At 69.3% G+C, this 20,852-nt stretch carries 18 protein-coding genes; 11 read left to right on the top strand and 7 right to left on the bottom strand.

The window, feature by feature from the left end; genetic code table 11:
- Positions 1 to 42 precede the first annotated feature (42 nt).
- Positions 43 to 1,290, top strand: a complete 1,248-nt coding sequence (locus ACFY0O_RS16985; protein WP_388947458.1) for a tyrosine-type recombinase/integrase — start codon at positions 43 to 45, stop codon at positions 1,288 to 1,290.
- 104 nt (positions 1,291 to 1,394) lie between these two features.
- Here ACFY0O_RS16985 and ACFY0O_RS16980 read toward each other — a convergent pair whose 3' ends face one another.
- Together ACFY0O_RS16980 and ACFY0O_RS16975 are read right to left on the bottom strand one after the other, a co-directional pair.
- Positions 1,395 to 2,294, bottom strand: coding sequence for a hypothetical protein (locus ACFY0O_RS16980; RefSeq protein WP_388947457.1), 900 nt, complete (start codon positions 2,292 to 2,294; stop codon positions 1,395 to 1,397).
- Positions 2,295 to 2,647: 353 nt separating this feature from the next.
- On the bottom strand, positions 2,648 to 3,784 hold the full coding sequence (locus ACFY0O_RS16975; protein WP_388947456.1) for a magnesium and cobalt transport protein CorA: 1,137 nt from the start codon (positions 3,782 to 3,784) through the stop codon (positions 2,648 to 2,650).
- A gap of 48 nt (positions 3,785 to 3,832) precedes the next feature.
- Between ACFY0O_RS16975 and ACFY0O_RS16970 the strand changes: the two genes are divergently transcribed.
- Both ACFY0O_RS16970 and ACFY0O_RS16965 read left to right on the top strand, forming a co-directional pair.
- The gene (locus ACFY0O_RS16970; protein ID WP_388947455.1) at positions 3,833 to 4,930 is read left to right on the top strand and encodes a winged helix DNA-binding domain-containing protein; all 1,098 of its coding nucleotides are present in this window, start codon (positions 3,833 to 3,835) and stop codon (positions 4,928 to 4,930) included.
- Between the two features lie 51 nt (positions 4,931 to 4,981).
- On the top strand, positions 4,982 to 6,673 hold the full coding sequence (locus tag ACFY0O_RS16965) for an AMP-binding protein (protein WP_388947531.1): 1,692 nt from the start codon (positions 4,982 to 4,984) through the stop codon (positions 6,671 to 6,673).
- A gap of 93 nt (positions 6,674 to 6,766) precedes the next feature.
- On the opposite strand, the gene ACFY0O_RS16960 is transcribed toward ACFY0O_RS16965, so the two are convergent.
- Positions 6,767 to 7,255: a glutathione peroxidase gene (locus tag ACFY0O_RS16960; RefSeq protein WP_388947454.1), complete on the bottom strand. Its 489-nt coding sequence runs from the start codon at positions 7,253 to 7,255 to the stop codon at positions 6,767 to 6,769.
- A 56-nt stretch (positions 7,256 to 7,311) separates the two neighbouring features.
- Positions 7,312 to 8,139: a hypothetical protein gene (locus ACFY0O_RS16955; RefSeq protein WP_388947453.1), complete on the bottom strand. Its 828-nt coding sequence runs from the start codon at positions 8,137 to 8,139 to the stop codon at positions 7,312 to 7,314.
- Between the two features lie 268 nt (positions 8,140 to 8,407).
- Here ACFY0O_RS16955 and gcl point away from each other — a divergent pair, with 268 nt between their 5' ends.
- Positions 8,408 to 10,195, top strand: a complete 1,788-nt coding sequence (gene gcl, locus ACFY0O_RS16950) for a glyoxylate carboligase (protein ID WP_388947452.1) — start codon at positions 8,408 to 8,410, stop codon at positions 10,193 to 10,195.
- A gap of 975 nt (positions 10,196 to 11,170) precedes the next feature.
- Here gcl and ACFY0O_RS16945 read toward each other — a convergent pair.
- The 3 genes from ACFY0O_RS16945 to ACFY0O_RS16935 all read right to left on the bottom strand — a co-directional run bounded on the left by ACFY0O_RS16945 (position 11,171) and on the right by ACFY0O_RS16935 (position 14,673).
- Positions 11,171 to 12,628 (bottom strand): catalase, encoded by a 1,458-nt coding sequence (locus tag ACFY0O_RS16945; RefSeq protein ID WP_388947530.1) that lies wholly within the window; start codon positions 12,626 to 12,628, stop codon positions 11,171 to 11,173.
- A 233-nt stretch (positions 12,629 to 12,861) separates the two neighbouring features.
- Positions 12,862 to 13,764, bottom strand: a complete 903-nt coding sequence (locus ACFY0O_RS16940) for a 2-hydroxy-3-oxopropionate reductase (RefSeq protein WP_388947451.1) — start codon at positions 13,762 to 13,764, stop codon at positions 12,862 to 12,864.
- A gap of 75 nt (positions 13,765 to 13,839) precedes the next feature.
- A complete protein-coding gene (locus ACFY0O_RS16935; protein WP_125598712.1) occupies positions 13,840 to 14,673 on the bottom strand; it encodes a TIM barrel protein in 834 nt (277 codons plus the stop codon).
- A 178-nt stretch (positions 14,674 to 14,851) separates the two neighbouring features.
- On the opposite strand from ACFY0O_RS16935, the gene ACFY0O_RS16930 reads away from it, so the two are divergent.
- From ACFY0O_RS16930 to ACFY0O_RS16900, 7 genes are all read left to right on the top strand, one after another.
- Positions 14,852 to 15,103: a thiamine-binding protein gene (locus ACFY0O_RS16930; protein WP_388947450.1), complete on the top strand. Its 252-nt coding sequence runs from the start codon at positions 14,852 to 14,854 to the stop codon at positions 15,101 to 15,103.
- The gene (locus tag ACFY0O_RS16925) at positions 15,100 to 15,495 is read left to right on the top strand and encodes a helix-turn-helix domain-containing protein (RefSeq protein WP_388947449.1); all 396 of its coding nucleotides are present in this window, start codon (positions 15,100 to 15,102) and stop codon (positions 15,493 to 15,495) included. The genes ACFY0O_RS16930 and ACFY0O_RS16925 overlap by 4 nt, the downstream gene beginning before the upstream one ends.
- Positions 15,496 to 15,649: 154 nt before the next feature.
- Positions 15,650 to 16,168 carry a 2-oxo-4-hydroxy-4-carboxy-5-ureidoimidazoline decarboxylase gene (gene uraD / locus ACFY0O_RS16920; RefSeq protein WP_358894934.1) on the top strand — a complete coding sequence of 173 codons (519 nt, stop codon included), beginning with the start codon at positions 15,650 to 15,652 and terminating at the stop codon, positions 16,166 to 16,168.
- 2 nt (positions 16,169 to 16,170) lie between these two features.
- Positions 16,171 to 16,560 (top strand): hydroxyisourate hydrolase, encoded by a 390-nt coding sequence (gene uraH, locus ACFY0O_RS16915; RefSeq protein ID WP_048478356.1) that lies wholly within the window; start codon positions 16,171 to 16,173, stop codon positions 16,558 to 16,560.
- Position 16,561: 1 nt separating this feature from the next.
- Entirely contained in the window at positions 16,562 to 17,485 is a 924-nt protein-coding gene (pucL, locus tag ACFY0O_RS16910) for a factor-independent urate hydroxylase (RefSeq protein WP_249768523.1), read from the top strand.
- A 185-nt stretch (positions 17,486 to 17,670) separates the two neighbouring features.
- Complete coding sequence (locus tag ACFY0O_RS16905; protein WP_388947448.1) at positions 17,671 to 19,074, top strand: 8-oxoguanine deaminase; 1,404 nt, start codon at positions 17,671 to 17,673, stop codon at positions 19,072 to 19,074.
- Positions 19,075 to 19,435: 361 nt separating this feature from the next.
- The gene (locus ACFY0O_RS16900) at positions 19,436 to 20,824 is read left to right on the top strand and encodes a nucleobase:cation symporter-2 family protein (protein WP_388947447.1); all 1,389 of its coding nucleotides are present in this window, start codon (positions 19,436 to 19,438) and stop codon (positions 20,822 to 20,824) included.
- The last annotated feature ends 28 nt before the right edge of the window (positions 20,825 to 20,852 follow it).

Below are 20,852 nucleotides of genomic sequence, written 5' to 3'. Positions count from 1 at the left end.
CTCCCGACCTCCCCCTCACGACCCCTACCCACAAGGAAACACTTGGCCGGCTACATCGAAGACCGCTGGATCAACAAGAAGAAGGACCCCGTCACCGGCAAGCGCGAGCGCACCGCCCGGTACGGAAAGGGGAGTCGCTACCGGGTTGCGGGCATCCCGGGGGTCCGGGGCATGTCGTTCGACACCCTGGAGGACGCCAAGGCGTGGCTCCGCAGGGCCGGTACCGACAGCGAGCGGGGCGAGTTCGTCGACCCGCGCGACGGCTCCATCACCCTCGCCGACTACGTCACGCGCCACTGGCAGGCGGGCGTACGAGGCACACCGGGCACGGTCAAGCGGGTCGACGAGCGCGTGCGCCTCCACGTCCTTCGGCACATCGGCGAGGTGGCGCTGCGTGACGTCTCCGCGTCCGTCCTGCGCAGCTACATCGCCACGCTCGAAGGCGAGTGCGCACCGCGCTACGCCCGGCAGATCCTCACCACCCTCTCGAACGTCTTCGAGACGGCGATCGACGACAAGCGTCTGGTCCGCAATCCGATGCGTGCCAAGTCGGTGCGCTGGCCCAAGGCTCCTGAGGACCAGCGGGAGGCATGGCTGCTGGAGACCGCGCAGCGGGTACGGGACGTCATCAACCAGCGGTACCGGATCGCCGTCGTCGTCGCCCTCGGGTGCGGGCTGCGCCAGGGGGAGGTCTTCGGGCTGTCGCCGGCGGACGTCGACTTCGAGCGCGGCCTCATCCGTGTCCGTCGACAGGTCCAGCTCCTGTACGGGCGCCTGTACTTCACCCTCCCCAAGGGCGGGAAGACCCGGGTCGTCGACATGCCGCCTTCGGTGGCCGCCGAGCTGCGCGCACACTTCTTGCAGCTTCCGGCCGTCGAGGTCGAGCTGCCCTGGGGCGGCCCTGAACCGGATCGGGAGAAGCGCTCCTTCCCGCTGGTCCTGACCACCACTTACGGCAACGCGATCCGCGCCAACATCTTCAACGACGAGGTGTGGAAGCCCGCCCTCGCGAAGGCTGGTGTGATCCCCGTGCGGGAGAAGGGCCAGCGTTGGAAGGCCTCCCGCAAGGACGGCTTCCACGTTCTCCGGCACACCTACGCCTCCGTAATCCTGGAGGCGGGTGAATCCGTCGTCACCCTCGCCCGATGGCTCGGCCACTCCAGCCCGACCATCACCCTCGACCACTACGCCCACTTCATGCCCGAGGCCGGCGGCAAGGGGCGGGCAGCCGTTGATGCGCTGATCGGCGTGATCCCTGAGTGCGTCCCCGAGAACGTCACGCTCGAATGAGAAATGGGTGGCACAGCGTCTGCTGTGCCACCCATTGTGGCGTCCGGGACTCAGTGCATGGGCTGTCTATGCTGGCGGACGTCTCGCACAGTGTTGGAGACGGCTCAGAACAGTGGAATGCCAAGGCTCGCTGAAACCAACTGGGCAACTCCTGTCCAGCCGAGGGCGGGCAGATTGGTCTTGGCGCTCTGCAGCACCCTCTCCGTGAGCTGTCGAATCCGCCCGGGCTCAGGTGCGCCCACGGCGAGTTCCGCTGCGAGGGCCTCCGCATCGGCGATGACTACGGCTCGGACTTCCTCCGGCACGTCTGCGGACTGCGCGGCGGCCAGAACCTCCCGCGCGAACAGCGCGAGCTGCTGCGGGTCGTAGCCGAAGACGTTGTTCTGGGTGTTGTCCTGGCCCATCTGGGGCGCGCCCCCGTTGACGGTGATGTTCCACTCGTTGTGGATGCGGGGTCGTTGCTGCTCGTTCAAGAAGTTCCTCACAGAGATGGGATCTTTGAAACCACACTCGATGCCGAGAGCCGTCAGGGTGAAGGCTCGAATGGTTTGAGGTGTCTGATCGACCGTCAGGATCTTGTTCGCCTCGAGGTACTCGACCGCCCGGAAGACCTCAGCGACCTCCAGGATCTCGTCCAGTACGGCCATGTGCTTGGAGAGCAGGAAGTCGATCACCTCTACGCGCCCCGATGGGTAGTTGGCCACGCCGGCTGCGACAAGCCCGTTGAGGGCATGGTCGAACCTCATACGGGGGTTGTCTCGTTCTGCGATGAGTCGATCGGCCTCGGCCAATCCACGGGGGGTGAGGGAGCAGGCCGTTCCGGATGCATGGAGCTCGGTGTTGTGCACCATGCCGGCGGCTTTGAGGTAGTTGATGAGGGTGACAAGGCGAGCATCGCCGACGGGGTGCCAGAAGGGTTCCGCGTCCACCAGGGCTTGGGTGTCGCCAGCGGACTCCGCGCGTAGCCAGACCAAGAGCAGGTCCGTCTCTATCTCGATCGTCACAGAAGGATGCTAGGCGGTCTCTTCCGCATCTTGCAGGTAGAACCCGTGCCGTCCACTGTCATGAGGTCTCTCCAGATCCGCAGTGCTGAGGACCTTTGCAGACGGGCAATGTCCCAAGTGGCTGGATGTCCTGGGGTCTCTCGGCGGTGCCCTGCGGCATGGAACATTCGGCGGGCCATGCAGCGTAGCGGCGCGAGCTGCTCGCCAGAACGCGACTGCATAGAACGTCAGGTGAGGGCGCGATGCCACCCTTCGCGGAGTTGCGCATTCTCCCCAGATTCTCCCCACGGGACCTCTGGGGCGTGATTCAAAGTTTGCTTGCGCTAAGTTGATCAAGCCTTCATGGTGAGTCGCTACAGCCAGTCCCTCTTCCTGAAGATCACGTACAGGCTCGTACAGACCACCGCCATCAGCAGGATCGCGAACGGATACCCCGCCGCCCAGTGCAGCTCGGGCATGGTCTCGAAGTTCATCCCGTAGATGGTTCCCACCAACGTGGGTGCAAACAAGATGGCGGCCCACGAGGAGATCTTCTTGATCTCCTCGTTCTGTTCGAAGCCGGCTTCTGCCAGCGCGCGCATTTCGGCGTTCTGTTGTTGGGAGACCAGGGTGGCGTTGACCGTGAGGATTTCGGTCAGGGCCTGGCGGAAGCCGTCCACGCGTTCGCTGGTGTGGGTGACGTGGTCCGCTACGTCGCGGAGGTAGCGCTGGAGTTCCTCGTCCGTGCCGTACTTGGCGAAGCCGGCCATCAGGGCGTGGAGCATGCCGACCAGGGGGCGGGTGGCGCGTTGGAACTCGACCATTTCGCGGGAGAGTTCGTAGATGCGGCGGGAGACCTCCGGGTCGCCGCGGAAGACTTCCGTCTCGATCTCGTCCATGTCGTTCTGGACGCCCGCCACGACCGGGACGTAGCCGTCCACCACCGCGTCGAGGATGGCGTACAGGACGGCTTCCGGGCCGAGGGAGAGGAGGTCCGGGGTCTCCTCCATGCGGCGGCGGACCGCCGAGAGTTCGGGTGCCGCGCCGTGGCGGACCGTGATCAGGAAGTCGGGGCCGACGAAGACGTGGAGTTCGCCGAAGTCGACCTCCTCCTGGGCGTCGAGGTAGCGGGCCGCGCGCAGGACGACGAAGAGGGTGTCGCCGTAGCGCTCCAGCTTGGGGCGCTGGTGGGCCTCCAGGGCGTCTTCGATCGAGAGGGGGTGGAGGTTGAACTCGGCTGCCAGGGAGTGGAGTTCTGCTTCTGTCGGGCGATGGAGGCCGATCCAGGCCATGCCGTCGGGCTGTTCGCGGAGCCGGCGGAAGGTCTCGGCGAGGGTGGTGGGGGAGGCGACGCGGCGGCCCTCGCGGTAGACCGCCGAGTCGATCACGCTGTGCCGGTCCGGGGGGACGGGGGCCGGGGGCGGTGACGGGGGCGCGGGGGTGTGGCCGGACGGGCGCAGCCAGGGGGTGCGCTTCGCGGGGGTGGGGCGGCGGTCTGGGCGCTCCGGCATCGCAGCTCCGGGAGGGGGAGGGGGGAGGGAGGGGGTTAGGTTGCGGGTATGGCTTCCGTTACGAGTCCCGTGCTCGGCACCCGCGCTTTGAACCGTGCCACGCTCGCCCGCCAGCTGCTGCTGAGCCGCGCCGAGATGCCCGCCCGTGATGCCGTCGCGCACCTGGTCGGACTGCAGGCCCAGAACGTCAAGCCGCCCTACTTCCAGCTGCACGCCCGGCTCGCCGGATTCCGGCCACAGGAGCTGGGACGGCTGATGGAGGAGCGGGAGGTGGTGCGGATGGTGACCATGAGGTCCACCATCCACACCCACACCGTGGAGGACGCCAGGAGCCTGCGGCCCCTGGTGCAGGGCGCCCGGGACCGGGAGGTCCAGTACTTCCGCAAGGGGCTGGTCGGAGTCGACCTGAAGGCGCTGGCCGCACGGGCCCGGGGGTTCGTCGAGGAGGAGCCGCGGACCATGGCGGAGATCCGCGAGGAGCTGCTGCGCACGTGGCCCGGGGCCGATCCGCAGTCGCTGGCCGTGGCCGCGCGCTGCCTGCTGCCGCTCGTGCAGGTCACCCCGCGCGGGGTGTGGGGGCGCAGCGGGCAGGTGCGGCTGACCACCCTGGAGGCCTGGGCGGGCCCGTCCGCGGGGGAGGAGGGCGGGGGTGTCGACGGGCTCGTGCTGCGGTATCTCGAGGGCTTCGGGCCCGCCTCCGTCAAGGACATGCAGACCTGGGCCGGGCTCACCCGCCTCCGGGAGGCCTTCGAGCGGCTCCGGCCCGCTCTCGTCACCTTCCGCGACGAGCGCGGCGTCGAGCTGTTCGACCTCCCCGACGCACCCCGCCCCGACGCCGGCACCCCGGCGCCGCCCCGCTTCCTGCCCGAGTACGACAACCTGCTGCTCTCCCACGCCGACCGGGCCCGCGTCGTCCCCCCGGAGTTCAAGGGGCGCAACACGAGCGGGAACCAGAGCCGGTGCGCGGTGCTCGTCGACGGGTTCCTCGCGGGGGTGTGGGCGAACGAGGGCGGGGTGGTCACCGTCGAGCTGTTCCGGGAGGTGGCGGGCGGGGTGCTGGAGGAGATCGCCGCCGAGGGCGAGGCGATGGCCGCCGCGCTGGGCGAAGGGGCCGCCACCGTGCGGTTCGGGTCAATCCGAGGCTGACGCCGCCCTGGTGGAGGGCCCGCCCCGCGCGGCACCATGCCTCCCATGACCATGACGGAGAACAGCGCCACCGACGGCTTCGACAGCTTCCTGGCCGCACGGGACTTCCTGCTCGCCCACCGCGGCGGGTACGAGAGCGCCCGCGCCGGCTTCACCTGGCCCCGCCCCGAACGCTTCAACTGGGCGTTCGACTGGTTCGACCGCCTCGCGGAGGGCAACGGGGCCGACGCGCTGCGGATCGTCGAGGAGGACGGGACCACCGAGACCGTCACCTTCGACGAGATGCGGCTGCGCTCCGGAGCCGCCGCGACCTGGCTGCGCGGGCAGGGCGTCGCGGCCGGTGACCGGATCCTGGTCATGCTCGGCAACCAGCGCGAGCTGTGGGAGGTGATGCTCGGCGCGATGAAGCTGCGCGCCGTCGTCATCCCCGCCACCCCGCTCCTCGGCCCGGCCGACCTGCGCGACCGGATCGAGCGCGGCAACGTCCGCCACGTGATCGCACGCGTCGCCGACACCCCCAAGTTCGACGAGGTCCCCGGCGACTACACGCGCATCGCCGCCGGTGACGGGGTTCCGGCCGGCTGGCTGCGGCTCGCCGACATGGACGGCGCCGACAGCGCCTTCCCGCCCGACGGCCCCACCCTCGCCTCCGACCCCCTGATGCTCTACTTCACCTCGGGCACCACGGCCCGCCCCAAGCTCGTCGAGCACACCCACGCCTCGTACCCCATCGGGCACCTGTCCACCATGTACTGGCTCGGCCTGCGCCCCGGCGACGTCCACCTCAACATCGCCTCGCCCGGCTGGGCCAAGCACGCCTGGTCCAACCTCTTCGCGCCCTGGAACGCCGGCGCCACCGTCTTCGTCCACAACTACACCCGCTTCGACGCGCAGCGGCTCATGGCCGAGATGGACCGCGCCGGGGTCACCACCTTCTGCGCCCCGCCCACCGTCTGGCGGATGCTGATCCAGTCCGACCTGACCGCCCTCCGGCGTCCCCCGCGCGAGGCCGTCGCCGCCGGTGAACCGCTCAACCCGGAGGTCATCGAACGGGTCAAGGAGGCCTGGGGCATCACCATCCGCGACGGCTTCGGCCAGACCGAGACCACCCTCCAGGTGGGGAACTTCCCCGGCGCCCCCGTCAAGCCCGGCTCGATGGGCCGTCCCGCGCCCGGGTACGAGATCGTCCTGCTGGACCCCGTCACCGGCAAGGAGTCCCCCGACGAGGGGGAGCTGTGCGTGGACCTGCGCACCCGTCCCGCCGGGGTGATGACCGGCTACCGCGACGACCCCGAGCGCACCGCCGAGGCCATGGCGGACGGGCTCTACCGCACCGGGGACATCGCCTCCCGCGACGCCGACGGCTACCTCACCTACGTGGGCCGGGCCGACGACGTCTTCAAGGCCTCCGACTACAAGATCAGCCCCTTCGAGCTGGAGAGCGCCCTGCTGGAGCACGAGGCGGTCGCCGAGGCGGCCGTCGTCCCGGCCCCGGACGCGCTGCGGCTCGCCGTGCCCAAGGCGTACATCACCCTCGCCGCCGGCTGGGAGCCCGGGGCGGAGACCGCGCGGGTGCTGTTCGAGCACTCCCGGGCGGTGCTCTCCCCGTACAAGCGGATCCGGCGCATCGAGTTCGCCGAGCTCCCCAAGACCGTGTCCGGGAAGATCCGCCGGGTCGAGCTCCGGGACCTCACGGCCGCCGGTTCCGCCCACGAGTACGACGAGGCCGACCTGACGGGATGAGGCCCGCCCCGGGCGCCCGTACGCGAACGGGCGCCCGAACGCCAGCGGTCAGGCCGCGAGTGGTCAGGCCGCGAGCGGTCAAGCCGCCAGCGGTCAGGCCGGCAGCTGCGCCTCGATCGCGGCGATGACCTCCGGAGCCTCCGGCTCGGTGCGGGGGCGGAAGCGCGCCACGACCTCGCCGGCCGGGGAGATCAGGAACTTCTCGAAGTTCCACTGGATGTCCCCGGCCGCACCCTCGGCGTCCGCGGTCTTCACCAGCTCCTGGTACAGGGGGTGCCGGTTCTCACCGTTCACCTCGGTCTTCTCCAGCATCGGGAAGGTCACGCCGAAGCCGGCCGCGCAGAACGTCTGGATGTCCTCCGCCGTGCCCGGCTCCTGGCCGCCGAACTGGTTGCAGGGCACACCGATGACGGTGAACCCCTTCTCCTCGTACTTGAACTGCAGTCGAGCCAGACCGGAGTACTGGGGGGTGAGCCCGCACTGCGAGGCGGTGTTCACCAGCAGGATGGCCTTGCCGCGGTGGGCCGCCAGGCTCGTGGGCTCGTCGTCCAGGGTGGTCAGCGGGATGTCGTACAGGCTCATCGAGCTCTCCTCGGCAGGCAACAAGGTCGAACAACACGTGCGAACAGCATCCGAGCCTAGGCCCCCCGCCCGACCAGTGCGTCCGCCGGGTCGTTGACCGGCTGCGGCATACCCGTGAGGTCCATGACGAACAGCGGTATCCCCAGGTCGTCCGCGCGCCCCCGGGCCTCCTCCGTATAGCCCGCCAGGGCGAAGTACACGCTGGTCGCCGACGCCGTCAGGCCGTTCAGCCACACGCACTCCACCGCCCGCAGCCCGGCCGGAGCCGTCGTCGGGTCCACCTGCGCCACCACCCCGGGCGCCCGCAGGTCCACCGCCGCCGAGGGGATCGGCACCCCCTCGGGCTGGCGGACGTCGCGGAAGCCGAGCCAGCGCAGGTACAGCGCGGCCGTCGCCACCGCGTCCCGGGCGGTACGGATGGTCACGGGCCGGAACGGCGGCCGGGAGGCGGGACCGCTCCCCGCGCCGGCGGAGCCGCCCCCGGGGCCCGCCGGAGCCCGTCCGGCCGGCCGCGCGTCCCCCCGTACGCCGTCCTCCGCGCCCGGCGCCCCCCGTACGCCGGGCTCCGCCCCGGCCACCGCCCCCGCACCCGCCGGGGGCTCCGCGGGCTCCGGCGGCTCCGGCGGCCGCACGGGCACCAGCACCACCGTCCCGCACGCACCGCAGCCCACCTCCGGGTGCGGCCACTCGCTCTCCCGGCCGCAGGAGCCGCAGCGCACCGTGACCCAGCTGTCCCGCCAGGTGCGGTGGGTCAGCGGCAGCGGCGCCGCCGCCAGGTCCAGCGGCGGGGTCACCGGGCTCCCGCAGGCACACGGGAAGACCGGGGAGATGTAGCCGTTCTCGCGCTGGCACGCCGGGCAGCGCACCGGTACCGCTTCCGCCATGAGCCTTGGACCCCCTCCGTCGCTGTGCGTGGGTCCATGCTCCACCACCGGCTACCGCCGGGGCGACCGAGCCCGCCGAATCCCGCCGATTCACCCCACCGTCCCGGACATTTGTGCAACTCACCGAAAGAGATGCGGCTTTTGGTGGGTTCCGAGGTGCCCCACCGCCTTGACGTGCGGGAGGCCGACACTTAGCTTGTTTCGTATAGCAGAACAAAAATTCCGGATGCCGGAAAAAGTCTGACCGCCAGACCCGCAGGAGAACCTGATGCCTCGTATGACAGCCGCCGCTGCCGCCGTTGAGATCCTCAAGCTCGAGGGTGTCGAACAGGCGTTCGGCGTGCCCGGTGCCGCGATCAACCCGTTCTACCGCGAGCTCAAGAACGTGGGCGGGATCGCGCACACGCTGGCCCGTCACGTCGAGGGCGCCTCGCACATGGCCGAGGGCTACACCCGTGCCAAGGCGGGCAACATCGGCGTCTGCATCGGTACCTCGGGCCCGGCCGGCACCGACATGATCACCGGCCTGTACTCGGCGATCGCGGACTCCATCCCGATCCTGTGCATCACCGGCCAGGCCCCGGTCTCGAAGCTCCACAAGGAGGACTTCCAGGCCATCGACATCGCCTCGATCGCCAAGCCCGTCACCAAGGCCGCCACCACGGTCCTGGAGGCCGCGCAGGTCCCCGGCGTCTTCCAGCAGGCCTTCCACCTGATGCGCTCCGGCCGTCCGGGCCCGGTCCTGATCGACCTGCCGATCGACGTCCAGCTGACCGAGATCGAGTTCGACCCCGAGACCTACACCCCGCTGCCGGTCTACAAGCCGCAGGCCAGCCGCGCCCAGGCCGAGAAGGCTCTGGGCTTCCTGCTGGAGGCCGAGCGTCCGCTGATCGTCGCCGGCGGCGGCATCATCAACGCCGACGCCTCCGACCTGCTGGTCGAGTTCGCCGAGCTGACGGGCATCCCGGTCATCTCCACCCTGATGGGCTGGGGCACCATCCCGGACGACCACGAGCTGGCCGCCGGCATGGTCGGCGTCCAGACCGCCCACCGCTACGGCAACGCGACCTTCCTGGAGTCGGACACCGTCATCGGTATCGGCAACCGCTGGGCCAACCGTCACACCGGTTACAACCTGGACGCCTACACCAAGGGCCGCAAGTTCGTCCACGTCGACATCGAGCCCACCCAGCTGGGCAAGATCTTCGCCCCGGACTTCGGCATCGCGTCCGACGCCAAGGTCGCCCTGGAGCTGTTCATCGAGGTCGCCAAGGAGTGGAAGGCCGAGGGCAAGCTGCCGGACTTCTCCGCCTGGGCCGCCTCCGCGCAGGAGCGCAAGGCCACCCTGCAGCGCCGCACGCACTTCGAGAACATCCCCATGAAGCCGCAGCGCGTCTACGAGGAGATGAACAAGGCGTTCGGCCCGGAGAGCCGCTACGTCACCACCATCGGCCTCTCCCAGATCGCGGCCGCGCAGTTCCTGCACGTCTACAAGCCGCGCCACTGGGTCAACTGCGGCCAGGCCGGCCCGCTCGGCTGGACCATCCCGGCCGCCATCGGTGCCGCGACCGCGCAGCCCGACGTCCCGGTCGTCGCCCTCTCCGGCGACTACGACTTCCAGTTCATGATCGAGGAGCTGGCGGTCGCCGCCCAGCACAAGGTCCCCTACGTCCACGTCCTCGTGAACAACGCCTACCTGGGTCTGATCCGCCAGGCGCAGGGCGGCCTCGGCATCAACTTCGAGGTCAACCTCGAGTTCGAGAACATCAACACCCCGGAGATCGGCGTCTACGGCGTCGACCACGTCAAGGTCGCCGAGGGCCTGGGCGTCAAGGCCATCCGCGTCACCGACCCGGACAAGCTGGGCGAGGCCTTCGAGGAAGCCAAGAAGCTGGCGCAGGAGTTCCAGGTCCCGGTCGTCGTCGAGGCGATCCTGGAGCGCGTCACCAACATCGCGATGAGCAAGACGGTCGACATGAGCGACGTCACCGAGTTCGAAGAGCTCGCGACCGAGCCGGGCCACGCCCCGACCGCGATCAAGGCCCTCCAGGTCTGATCCACCCCGCACGACGCACACAGCGGCCCCCGTACCTCCTGAAAGGGAGGAGCGGGGGCCGCTGTGCGTGGTGCGGTGGTGCGGGCCGGTGGGTGGGCGGTCGCCCCCGGGCGGTGGCGAAACCACGGGCGGGACCAGGAGGGCGGCGGGACGTGAGCTGGGCGGTCTCAGGGAAGGGTTGGGGCTTTCCCGCCAGTCCCACTGTCCTTCCGGCCCCAAAGGAACGGGACGGATGTAAGGCGGGCATGCGGCCGTGTCAGGGACCAGCCGGGGTCGTCGGGGGCCGGCAGACCGGGCACCCGGCCCCCAACAGCCGTAAGCCGCAACCGGGACCGCCGGACGCACCAGATCGCTACGCGCTCCCCACGTCTCGGCGGCTTGCCGCCGTCCTGGGCTGGGATGCTCTGCGCGTTGGCATGGGGTGGCCCGGCTGCCCGGGTTGCCGGCCCCCACCCCCACCGCCCCGCAGAGGGGGAGGCCGGTCGGCAGGCGCCGACCCGCCCCCGGCACGTCGAGGGGGAGGTGGCGGGCCCGCGCCGGGGGAACGGCAAAGCGCCGAGTCACGGGACCGTCCGTGACTCGGCGCTCTGGTTGTTACCGCCCGACGGAGCGAGGCTGGCGCGACAGGACGTTCGCACCGCCGGGCGGAGACAAGGGGGAGGAGTTCTCCTCCGTGAGGAGTTGTTCTCCTCTATATAGGGGACTCTGTGCGTGGCCCCTATATAGAGGAGTGGCTGGGACCGTGGCGGGCGGGCGACGAGAACTCCGGCGTCGTCTCCCTCAGGTCAAGAGACGGGCCTCGGAACCCATTACCACCGCACTGGCTCGCACGCCCGCCACGGTCCTCACGCGGCGCCAGCCGCATGGGCTGGCGCAGTCTGCCCTCACCACGTACCACCCCTCATCCGGGTCCGCGGTGCGGGCTCAGCACCCGGGGCCTGACCTCCCGTCAGGCCCCCGGTACATCTGTGGGGCTCAGGCGTCGCGCAGGGCGCGCACGGCCTCCTCGACGCGCTTGCCGTAGTCGGCGTCCGCGGCGTGGAAGTGAGCCAGGTTCTTCTCGATGACGTCCTCGAGGGTGACCTGCGACAGGCCGCCGGCGATGTTCGCCACCAGGCGCTGCTTCTCGGCCTCCGACATCAGGCGGTAGAGCTCACCGGCCTGGAAGAAGTCGTCGTCCTTCGTGTGGGCCGGGGCCTCGTGGGTGCCCGTGTAGCCGGAGACGGCCTTCGGGGCGCCGAGCGGCAGACCGGTCTCGGCCGGGCCCTGGTACGAGTTGGGCTCGTAGTTCTTGTCGGTGCGCGAACCGTTGCGCAGCGCCATGACGCCGTCGCGGCCGTAGTTGTCGGCCTTCGTCGCCTTCGGGGCGTTGACCGGCAGCTGGGTGTGGTTCACACCGAGGCGGTAGCGCTGGGCGTCGGCGTAGGCGAACAGGCGGCCCTGGAGCATCTTGTCCGGCGAGGCGGTGATGCCCGGGACGAAGTTGTTCGGGGAGAACGCGGACTGCTCGACCTCGGCGAAGACGTTGTCCGGGTTGCGGTCGAGGACCAGGCGGCCCACGCGCTGCAGCGGGTAGTCGGCGTGCGGCCACACCTTGGTGAGGTCGAACGGGTTGAAGCGGTAGTCCGCGGCCTCGGCGGCGGGCATGATCTGGACGTAGAGGGTCCAGCTCGGGTTCACACCGCGCTCGATGGCCTGGAGCAGGTCGGTCTGGTGCGAGTTGGCGTCCTTGCCGACGAGCTCGGCGGCCTGCTCGGCCGACAGGCAGCGGATGCCCTGGTTCGTCTTGAAGTGGTACTTGACGAAGAAGGCCTCGCCCTGGGCGTTGGTCCACTGGTAGGTGTGGGAGCCGTAGCCGTTCATGTGGCGGTAGGAGGCCGGGATGCCGCGGTCACCCATCAGCCAGGTGATCTGGTGCGTCGCCTCGGGGGCGTGCGCCCAGAAGTCCCAGACGTTGTCCGGCTCCTGCTTGCCCGTGAACGGGTCGCGCTTCTGGGAGTGGATGAAGTCGGGGAACTTGATCGGGTCCTTGATGAAGAACACCGGGGTGTTGTTGCCGACGAGGTCGTAGTTGCCGTCCTCGGTGTAGAACTTCAGCGCGAAGCCGCGCGGGTCGCGGACGGCGTCCGCACCACCGAGGGAGTCGGCCACGGTGGAGAACCGCAGGAAGGTCTCGGTCTTCTTGCCGACCTCGGAGAGGAACTTGGCCGAGGTGTAGGCGGTGACGTCGTCGGTCACCTCGAAGTAGCCGTACGCGGCCGAGCCGCGGGCGTGCACCACACGCTCCGGGATGCGCTCACGGTTGAAGCGGGCGAGCTTCTCGAGGAGCTGCTGGTCCTGGATCAGGAGCGGGCCACCGACGCCGGCGGTGGCGGAGTTCTGATTGTCGGCGACCGGGGCGCCGGACTCGGTCGTCAGCGTGCGCTTCGACATGGTGACCTTCCGTACGGGTAACTGCTGACGGAAAGCGTCTTCCGTCATGCGGATGAGCCTAATTTCGGCGTGAACGCGACGTCAACAGTTTGTTGAAAGAAAGAGTGGGGAGGTAATCCGGACGGTGCCGGCGCTTGGGCGCGACAGGACAGGTGTCAGCACCGGCACCATCCGGAAACTCGGACCCCCGTCAGGCGGGGGAGTGCGGCCCGGGCGAGCGGGCCGCCGGGGGATCAGACCTGGGCGCCGGAGAGGCGCTCGACCGCACGCAGCAGGGCGGAGTGGTCCAGGCCGCCGTCGCCCTGGGCGCGCAGGGAGGCGACCAGCTGGGCGACGACCGCGCCGACGGGCAGGGCGGCACCGACGTTGCGGGCGGCGTCGGTGACGATGCCCATGTCCTTGTGGTGCAGGTCGATCCGGAAGCCGGGCTTGAAGTCGCGGTTCAGGAAGTTGTCCTTCTTGCGGGTCAGGACCGTGGAGCCGGCCAGACCGCCGTTGAGGACGTCGAGGGCGGCTTCGAGGTTCACGCCGGACTTCTCGAGGAAGACCACGGCCTCGGCGCACGCCTGGATGTTCACCGCGACGATGAGCTGGTTGGCGGCCTTCACCGTCTGGCCGGAGCCGTGCGGACCGCACAGGACGATGACCTTGCCGAGGGTCTCAAGGATCGGCAGGGCCGCGTCGAAGTCGGCCTGCTCGCCACCCACCATGATCGACAGGACGGCCTCGATGGCGCCGGCCTCGCCGCCGGACACCGGGGCGTCGATGACGCGGATGCCCTTCTCGGCGGCGTTCTTCGCCAGGTCGACGGAGGTCTGCGGGGTGATCGACGACATGTCGATGATGAGCGCGCCGGACTTGGCGTTCTCCAGGATGCCGTTCGGGCCGTAGTTGATGGCCTCGACCTGCGGGGAGGCGGGCACCATCGTGATGATCACGTCGGCGTCGGCCACGGCCTCGGCGATCGAGCCGGCGGCGGTGCCTCCGGCGGCGGCCAGGCGGTCCAGCTTGTCCTGCTCCAGCGTGAAGCCGGTGACCGAGTAGCCGGCCTTCAGCAGGTTCTCGGACATGGGGGAGCCCATGATTCCGAGGCCGATCCAGGCAATCTTCGGGAGCGCAGCAGCGGGGTTGCTCATGATGAGGGTCCTTCTCTTAATGCATCGTACGAAAAGTGCGTGAGGTGCCTGGCTGATCGCCCGGACTTTGTCCTCTTACTTGGCGGCGCGGGCCTCGGCCGGCAGCCAGTCGAAGGACGCGGCGGCGTCGGCAGCCTTGTACTCCAGGCCGACAAAGCCCTGGTAGCCGGCCTTCTTGAGCTGGTCGAGGAGGTCCTCGAGGGGCAGCTCGCCGGTGCCGGGGGCACCGCGTCCGGGCTTGTCCGCGATCTGGACGTGCCCGGTCTTGGCGGCGTACTTTTCGATGACCTCGGAGAGGTCCTCATCGTTCATCGCCAGGTGGTACAGGTCGAGGAGGAACTTGGCGTTGCCGAGGCCGGTGGCCTCGTTCACCTTGTCCACCACCTCGATGCCGGCCGGGGCGCTCACCAGCGGGTAGAGCGGCGACTCGGGCTTGTTGAGGGTCTCGATCAGGAGGATCGCGCCCACGCGGTCCGCGGCCTGCGCCGCGACGACCAGGTTCTTGAGGGCCAGCTCGTCCTGGACGGCCGGGTCCACGCCTTCGACGCGGTTGCCGTAGAGGGCGTTGAGCGCCTTGCAGCCGACCGAGGCGGCGAAGTCCGCCGCGACGTTGATGTTGGCGTTGAAGCGGTCCGACTCCTCACCGGGGACCGAGACCGCGCCGCGGTCCGGGCCGGGGAGCTGGCCGGCGTAGAAGTTCAGGCCCACCAGCTGGGTGCCGGCGTCCTCAAGGGCCTTCTTGAGGGCGTCGAGCTCCTCCTGAGCGGGGGTGGGGGTCTCGATCCAGGGCCACCACAGCTCGACCGCGGTGAAGCCCGCCGCGGCGGCGGCCGCGGGGCGCTCCAGGAGCGGGAGTTCCGTGAAGAGGATCGAAAGGTTCACATCGAAGCGCTGGTCGGTGTATCCCATGAGGGGTGTGCGCTCCTTCCGTATTGCGGAAGTTGTTTTCTGCTTGATGGAAGACTGCAAGCCGGGCGTCTCACTTGTCAAGTGCCGACTCCCGAAATCTCACGCCCGCCCGTCACCCGACCGCCGCCCCTCATGGAGGCGCTGTCGCGCCGCCCCTGCCATTGGGTAGCTTGACGACGTGCGATTGAGAGTTGAGTTCACGACCGAGCCCTTCGATCTCGAAGAGGCCCCCGCCCACGCCGTGGCCGCCCGCGAGGTCATTCAGAAGGCCGAGCTGGACGCGGTCGACGTGGGCCCGTTCGGCAATACGGCCGAGGGCGATTCCGACCGGGTGCTGACCGCGGTGGCCGCGCTGCTGCGGGATTCCCTGGAGGCCGGCGCCACCCGTGTCTCGCTCCAGGTCAACGTGATCGATGAGGACGGAGCATGACCGAACCCCGCGACCACCCGTTCGTCACCGCGGTCAAGCCGCTGGTGGACGCCATGGGCGGCGAGCTGATGGACCCCTCCGCGGCCGAGCCCGACGACGTCGTGCTGACGTGGGAGGGGCAGGAGCTGCTGGCCGTGCGCCTGCCGCAGCTGTCCGACTCGCTGGACCACATCCTGGCCGCGCTGGAACGGCGGCACGGCGTGCCGCTGGCGCAGCTCGACCGGAAGTCCAAGCAGGACGTGGTACGCATACTGGAGGCGCGGGGCGCCTTCTCCGTCCGGCACGGCGTCGAAACGGTCGCGGGAGCCCTGGGCGTAAGCCGCTTCACCGTCTACAACTATTTGAACCGGGAAAACGCGAACAAGACACAGGGGCAGAACACCCCGGAGTGAGGGACGCTCCACCCACGGTCACGAGCCGCCGCCCAATTCACCCGGGCGGCGGCTTTTGTGTACAGGAAGTTTCAACAAAGTGTTGACGCCGTGTTGTCGAGGGCGTTAGCTATGCGCAGCCCGTCAAAGCAACAACAGGCCACGGAGGCCTACCGTGACTTCGAGCCCGACCCCGGGTCTGACCCGGTTCAACGCCTTGGACGACAGCGAGGCCACGGCCGAGCTGCACGAGGTGTGCGCCAGTTCGGCGTGGGGGAGCAAGATGCTCGCCCAGCGCCCCTTCGCCACCGCCGACTCCCTTTTCGCCGCGAACGAGGCCGCCATGGCGGAGCTCACCGCGGACGACCTGGGCGAGGCGATGGGAGGCCACGCGCCGATCGGCCGGCCGAAGCCGGGAGACCCGACCTCCGCCCGCGAGCAGCGTGGCATGGCCGGTGCCTCGGAGGAGCTCAAGAACGAGCTCCTCGAACTGAACCTGGCCTACCAGGACAAGTTCGGCCACGTGTTCCTCATCTGCGCCACCGGTGCCACCGGTGAGTTCATGCGGGACTCGGTCAAGGTCCGGATCGAGAACACGCCGGAGCAGGAGCGAGAGATCGCCCGCGGCGAGCTCGTGAAGATCAACCGGATCCGTCTGACCCGCCTCGTCGAACTCGCAGAAGAAGGAGCGTGAGCATGAGCACCGCGACCACCGCGTCGGTGTCCACGCACATCCTGGACACCAGCATCGGCCGCCCCGCCGAGGGCGTCGCCATCTCCCTGTCCGCCCGTACGGGCCTGGACGGCGAGTGGGCGGCCCTGGGCGGTTCCGCCACCGACGCCGACGGGCGCTGCAAGGACCTGCCGGCGCTGCCGGAGGGCACCACACACGTGCGTCTCGACTTCGAGACCGAGACGTACTTCTCCAAGAAGCAAGCCGAGGCGCAGCAGGACGCCCCCCGCGTAAGGGACAGCGGTGCGTTCTTCCCCGAGGTAACGATCACCTTCGCGGTGAACCCGGGCGAGCACTACCACGTACCGCTGCTGCTCAACCCGTTCGGCTACTCCGTTTACCGAGGGAGCTAGCATGGCCACGATTCTGGGCCAGAACCAGTACGGCAAAGCAGAGAACCGCGTCGTCAAGATCACGCGGGACGGCGACACCCACCACATCAAGGACCTGAACGTCTCGGTCGCCCTCTCCGGCGACATGGACGACGTCCACTACTCCGGCTCGAACGCCAACGTCCTCCCGACGGACACCACCAAGAACACGGTGTACGCGTTCGCCAAGGAGTACGGCATCGAGTCCGCCGAGCAGTTCGGCATCCACCTGGCCCGTTGGTTCGTGAACAGCCAGGAGCCGATCCAGCGCGCGCGCATCCGGATCGAGGAGTACGCCTGGGACCGGATCGCCACCTCGGACGCCAACTCGAAGTTCATCGGCTCCGACGAGGTCAACCACTCCTTCGTCCGCAAGGGCATGGAGACCCGCGTCACCCAGATCACGTACGACGGCCAGAACTGGGAGGTCATCTCCGGCCTCAAGGACCTGATCGTCATGAACTCCACCAACTCGGAGTTCTGGGGCTACGTGAAGGACAAGTACACGACCCTGCAGGAGGCGTACGACCGCATCCTGGCCACCCAGGTGTCGGGCCGCTGGCGGTTCAACTGGACCGACGACGAGCAGCGGATGCCCAACTGGGAGAAGTCCTACGCCGAGACCAAGAAGCACATGCTCCAGGCCTTCGCGGAGACCTACTCCCTCTCGCTGCAGCAGACCCTGTACCAGATGGGTTCGCGCATCATCAACCACCGTTCGGAGATCGACGAGGTCCGCTTCTCGCTCCCGAACAAGCACCACTTCCTCGTCGACCTGGAGCCCTTCGGCCTCAAGAACGACAACGAGGTGTACTTCGCCGCGGACCGTCCGTACGGTCTGATCGAGGCGACGGTCCTCCGCGACGGCGCTGACGCCCGCATCCCCGTGGACATGACCAACCTCTAAGCACGGCAGGCGCGTCCCGGGGCTCCGCAGTGGCCCCGGGACGACACCCCACAGCTTCCTGAATCGGCACCCGGACGCATCACACGGGGCGGCAGTACTGTCAGCTGTCAGGCCCCCGGCTCCGGCACTCAAATCCCCAGGGTTTTGCCGTGCCCGCACCGCCACTGAAAGCACGAGGAAGTCCCATGGCAGCATCGGCAGCCCATGACGGCGCCGTAGCGCGCATCGTCATCGAGAACTGTGCGATCGCGACCGTCGACGCCAACGACACCGAGTACGCCTCGGGTCACGTCGTCATCGCAGGCAACAAGATCGAGTTCGTCGGCGCGGGCAAGGCCCCCGAGAACCTCGAGAACGTCGTCCGCCGCATCGACGGCACCGGGCACCTCGTGACCCCCGGCCTGGTCAACACGCACCACCACTTCTACCAGTGGATCACGCGCGGCCTGGCCACCGACCACAACCTCTTCAACTGGCTCGTCGCGCTGTACCCGACCTGGGCGCGCATCGACGAGCAGATGGCGTACTCGGCGGCCCAGGGCTCCCTGGCCGCGATGGCCCGCGGCGGCGTCACCACCGCGATGGACCACCACTACGTCTACCCCAAGAACTCCGGCGACCTCTCCGGCGCGATCATCCGCGCCGCGTCCGAGATGGGCGTCCGCTTCACCCTCGCCCGCGGCTCCATGGACCGCAGTGAGAAGGACGGCGGCCTGCCGCCGGACCACGCGGTCGAGACCCTCGAAGGTGCCCTCGCGGACACCGAGGCGACGGTCAAGAAGTACCACGACGCCTCCTTCGACGCGATGACCCAGGTCGCCGTCGCCCCCTGCTCCCCCTTCTCCGTCTCCACCGAGCTGCTGAAGCAGGGCGCCGAGCTGGCCCGCCGCCTCGGTGTGCGCATGCACACGCACGGCTCGGAGACCGTCGAGGAGGAGAAGTTCTGCCACGAGCTCTTCGGCATGGGCCCGACCGACTACTTCGAGTCGACCGGCTGGCTCGGTGAGGACGTGTGGATGGCGCACAGCGTCCACATGAACGACTCCGACATCGCCGCGTTCGCCCGCACCAAGACCGGTGTCGCGCACTGCCCGTCCTCCAACGCCCGTCTGGCCGCCGGCATCGCCCGCGTCCCGGACATGCTGGCCGCCGGCGTCCCGGTCGGCCTCGGCGTGGACGGCACCGCCTCCAACGAGTCCGGCGAGCTGCACACCGAGCTGCGCAACGCGCTGCTGATCAACCGCCTGAACCCGGTGCACCGCGAGGCCGCGCTCAACGCCCGCCAGTCGCTGCGCCTGGGCACCTACGGCGGTGCGCAGGTCCTCGGCCGCGCCGACAACATCGGTTCGCTGGAGGTCGGCAAGTGCGCCGACCTGGTCCTGTGGAACCTCAACACCTTCCTGCACTCCTCGATCGCCGACCCGGTCACCGCGCTCGTCTTCGGTGCGGCCGCCCCGGTCACCGCCTCGTTCGTCAACGGCAAGCAGATCGTCGAGAACAACCGGCTGCTCTTCGCGGACGAGGACGCCATCGCGGTGTCCACCCGCGAGGAGGCCCAGCGCCTGGCGCGGATCGCCGCGCAGGGCTGATCCCCACGGAGTCCGGCCGGGGGGGACGGCCCTCGGCCGGTCGCCGCGGACCCGAGCGGGGTCCGCGGCAGCCGTTCCCGGGAAGCGCCCGAGGAGAGATCCGACGGCGCCCCCGGGCGCGGTGGCTCGCGACACCCCTTCCCCCGCACGGCGCGTCACCCGCGCCACTGCCACGGCACCCCCAGCCCTGACCGGGCTGGAACCACCGCGTGGAACCGGTTTTTGGGCGAATCGATTCCGCACCCCTTGGGACGAGAAGTAGCTCCACCCACCACTCCATACAGGCTCGACCAGCACGCTTTCGCACCACCTCCCTGACACCCACGTCCCTGCCGACGTGTTTAACCGACCGGAGGAAGCCGTGGCCGATGCGCCCAGGTTTCGCAAAGATGCAGTCGCAGTACCGGAGGAGAAGCACCCGGTCGACGAGACCCTGCCTCCGCTCCGCATGTTCACCAGCGGCCTCCAGCACGTGGCCGCCATGTACGCGGGTGTCGTGGCCCCGCCCATGATCGTCGGCCCCGCCGTGGGCCTCTCCGCCACCGAGACCGCCTTCCTGATGGGCGCCTCCCTCTTCACCGCAGGGCTCGCCACCCTCCTCCAGACCCTCGGGTTCTGGAAGATCGGCGCCAAACTCCCCTTCGTCAACGGCGTCTCCTTCGCCGGTGTGACCCCGATGATCGCCATCGGCAAGGGACAGGGGCACGACGCCATCCCCGTCATCTTCGGCGCGATCATCGTCGCCGGACTCGTCGGCTTCCTCGCCGCCCCCTACTTCGGCAAGCTCGTCCGGTTCTTCCCGCCCGTGGTCACCGGCACCGTCATCACCCTGATCGGCGTCTCGCTGCTCCCCGTGGCGTTCAACTGGTCCCAGGGCGGCAACCGCACCGCCACCGACTACGGCTCCATGAAGAACATCGGCATGGCCGCGCTCACCCTGGCGATCGTCCTGGTGATGCGCAAGTTCCTGCGCGGGTTCCTCCAGCAGATCTCCATCCTGCTCGGCCTGGTCGCGGGCACCCTCGTCGCGATACCGCTGGGCATGGCGAACTTCGACGCCGTCAGGAACGCGGACCTCGTCGGCTTCCCGACCCCCTTCCACTTCGGCGCCCCGCAGTTCCAGGTCGCGGCGATCATCTCGATGTGCATCGTGATGCTGGTCTGCATGACCGAGTCCACCGCCGACATCCTGGCCCTCGGCAAGATCGTGGGCCGTCCGGCGGACGCGCGGACCATCGAGGGCGGCCTGCGCGCCGACACCCTCGGCAGCGCGCTCAGCCCCCTGTTCAACGGGTTCATGTGCAGCGCCTTCGCGCAGAACATCGGACTCGTCGCGATGACCAAGGTCCGCAGCCGCTTCGTCGTCGCCGCGGGCGGCGGCATCCTGATCCTGCTGGGCCTGTGTCCGGTGGCCGCCTCCGTCATCGGGGTCGTCCCGCTGCCCGTACTCGGCGGCGCCGGCATCGTGCTCTTCGGCTCGGTGGCGGCCAGCGGCATCCAGACCCTGGCGGGCGCGGCCATGGAAAAGGGCGAGAACGCCCTCATCGTCGCCGCCTCGGTCGGCATCGGCCTGATCCCGATCGCCGCGCCGAACTTCTACCACGCCTTCCCCAAGGACCTGCTGGTCGTCCTCGACTCGGGCATCAGCACCGGATGCGTGGTGGCGATCGTGCTCAACCTGGCCTTCAACCACCTCGGCGCCAAGAAGGCCGCGGCGGAACCGTCCCCGGAACCGGCCTTCGTGCACTGAAGCCCGGAGCCGGGCGACCCTCCGTGCC

It is taken from the genome of Streptomyces sp. NPDC001594 (assembly GCF_042893675.1).
Classification (GTDB): Bacteria; Actinomycetota; Actinomycetes; order Streptomycetales; family Streptomycetaceae; genus Streptomyces.
The sequence above is the reverse complement of the archived record's forward strand: the minus strand, read 5'-3'. Positions and strand labels throughout refer to the sequence as shown.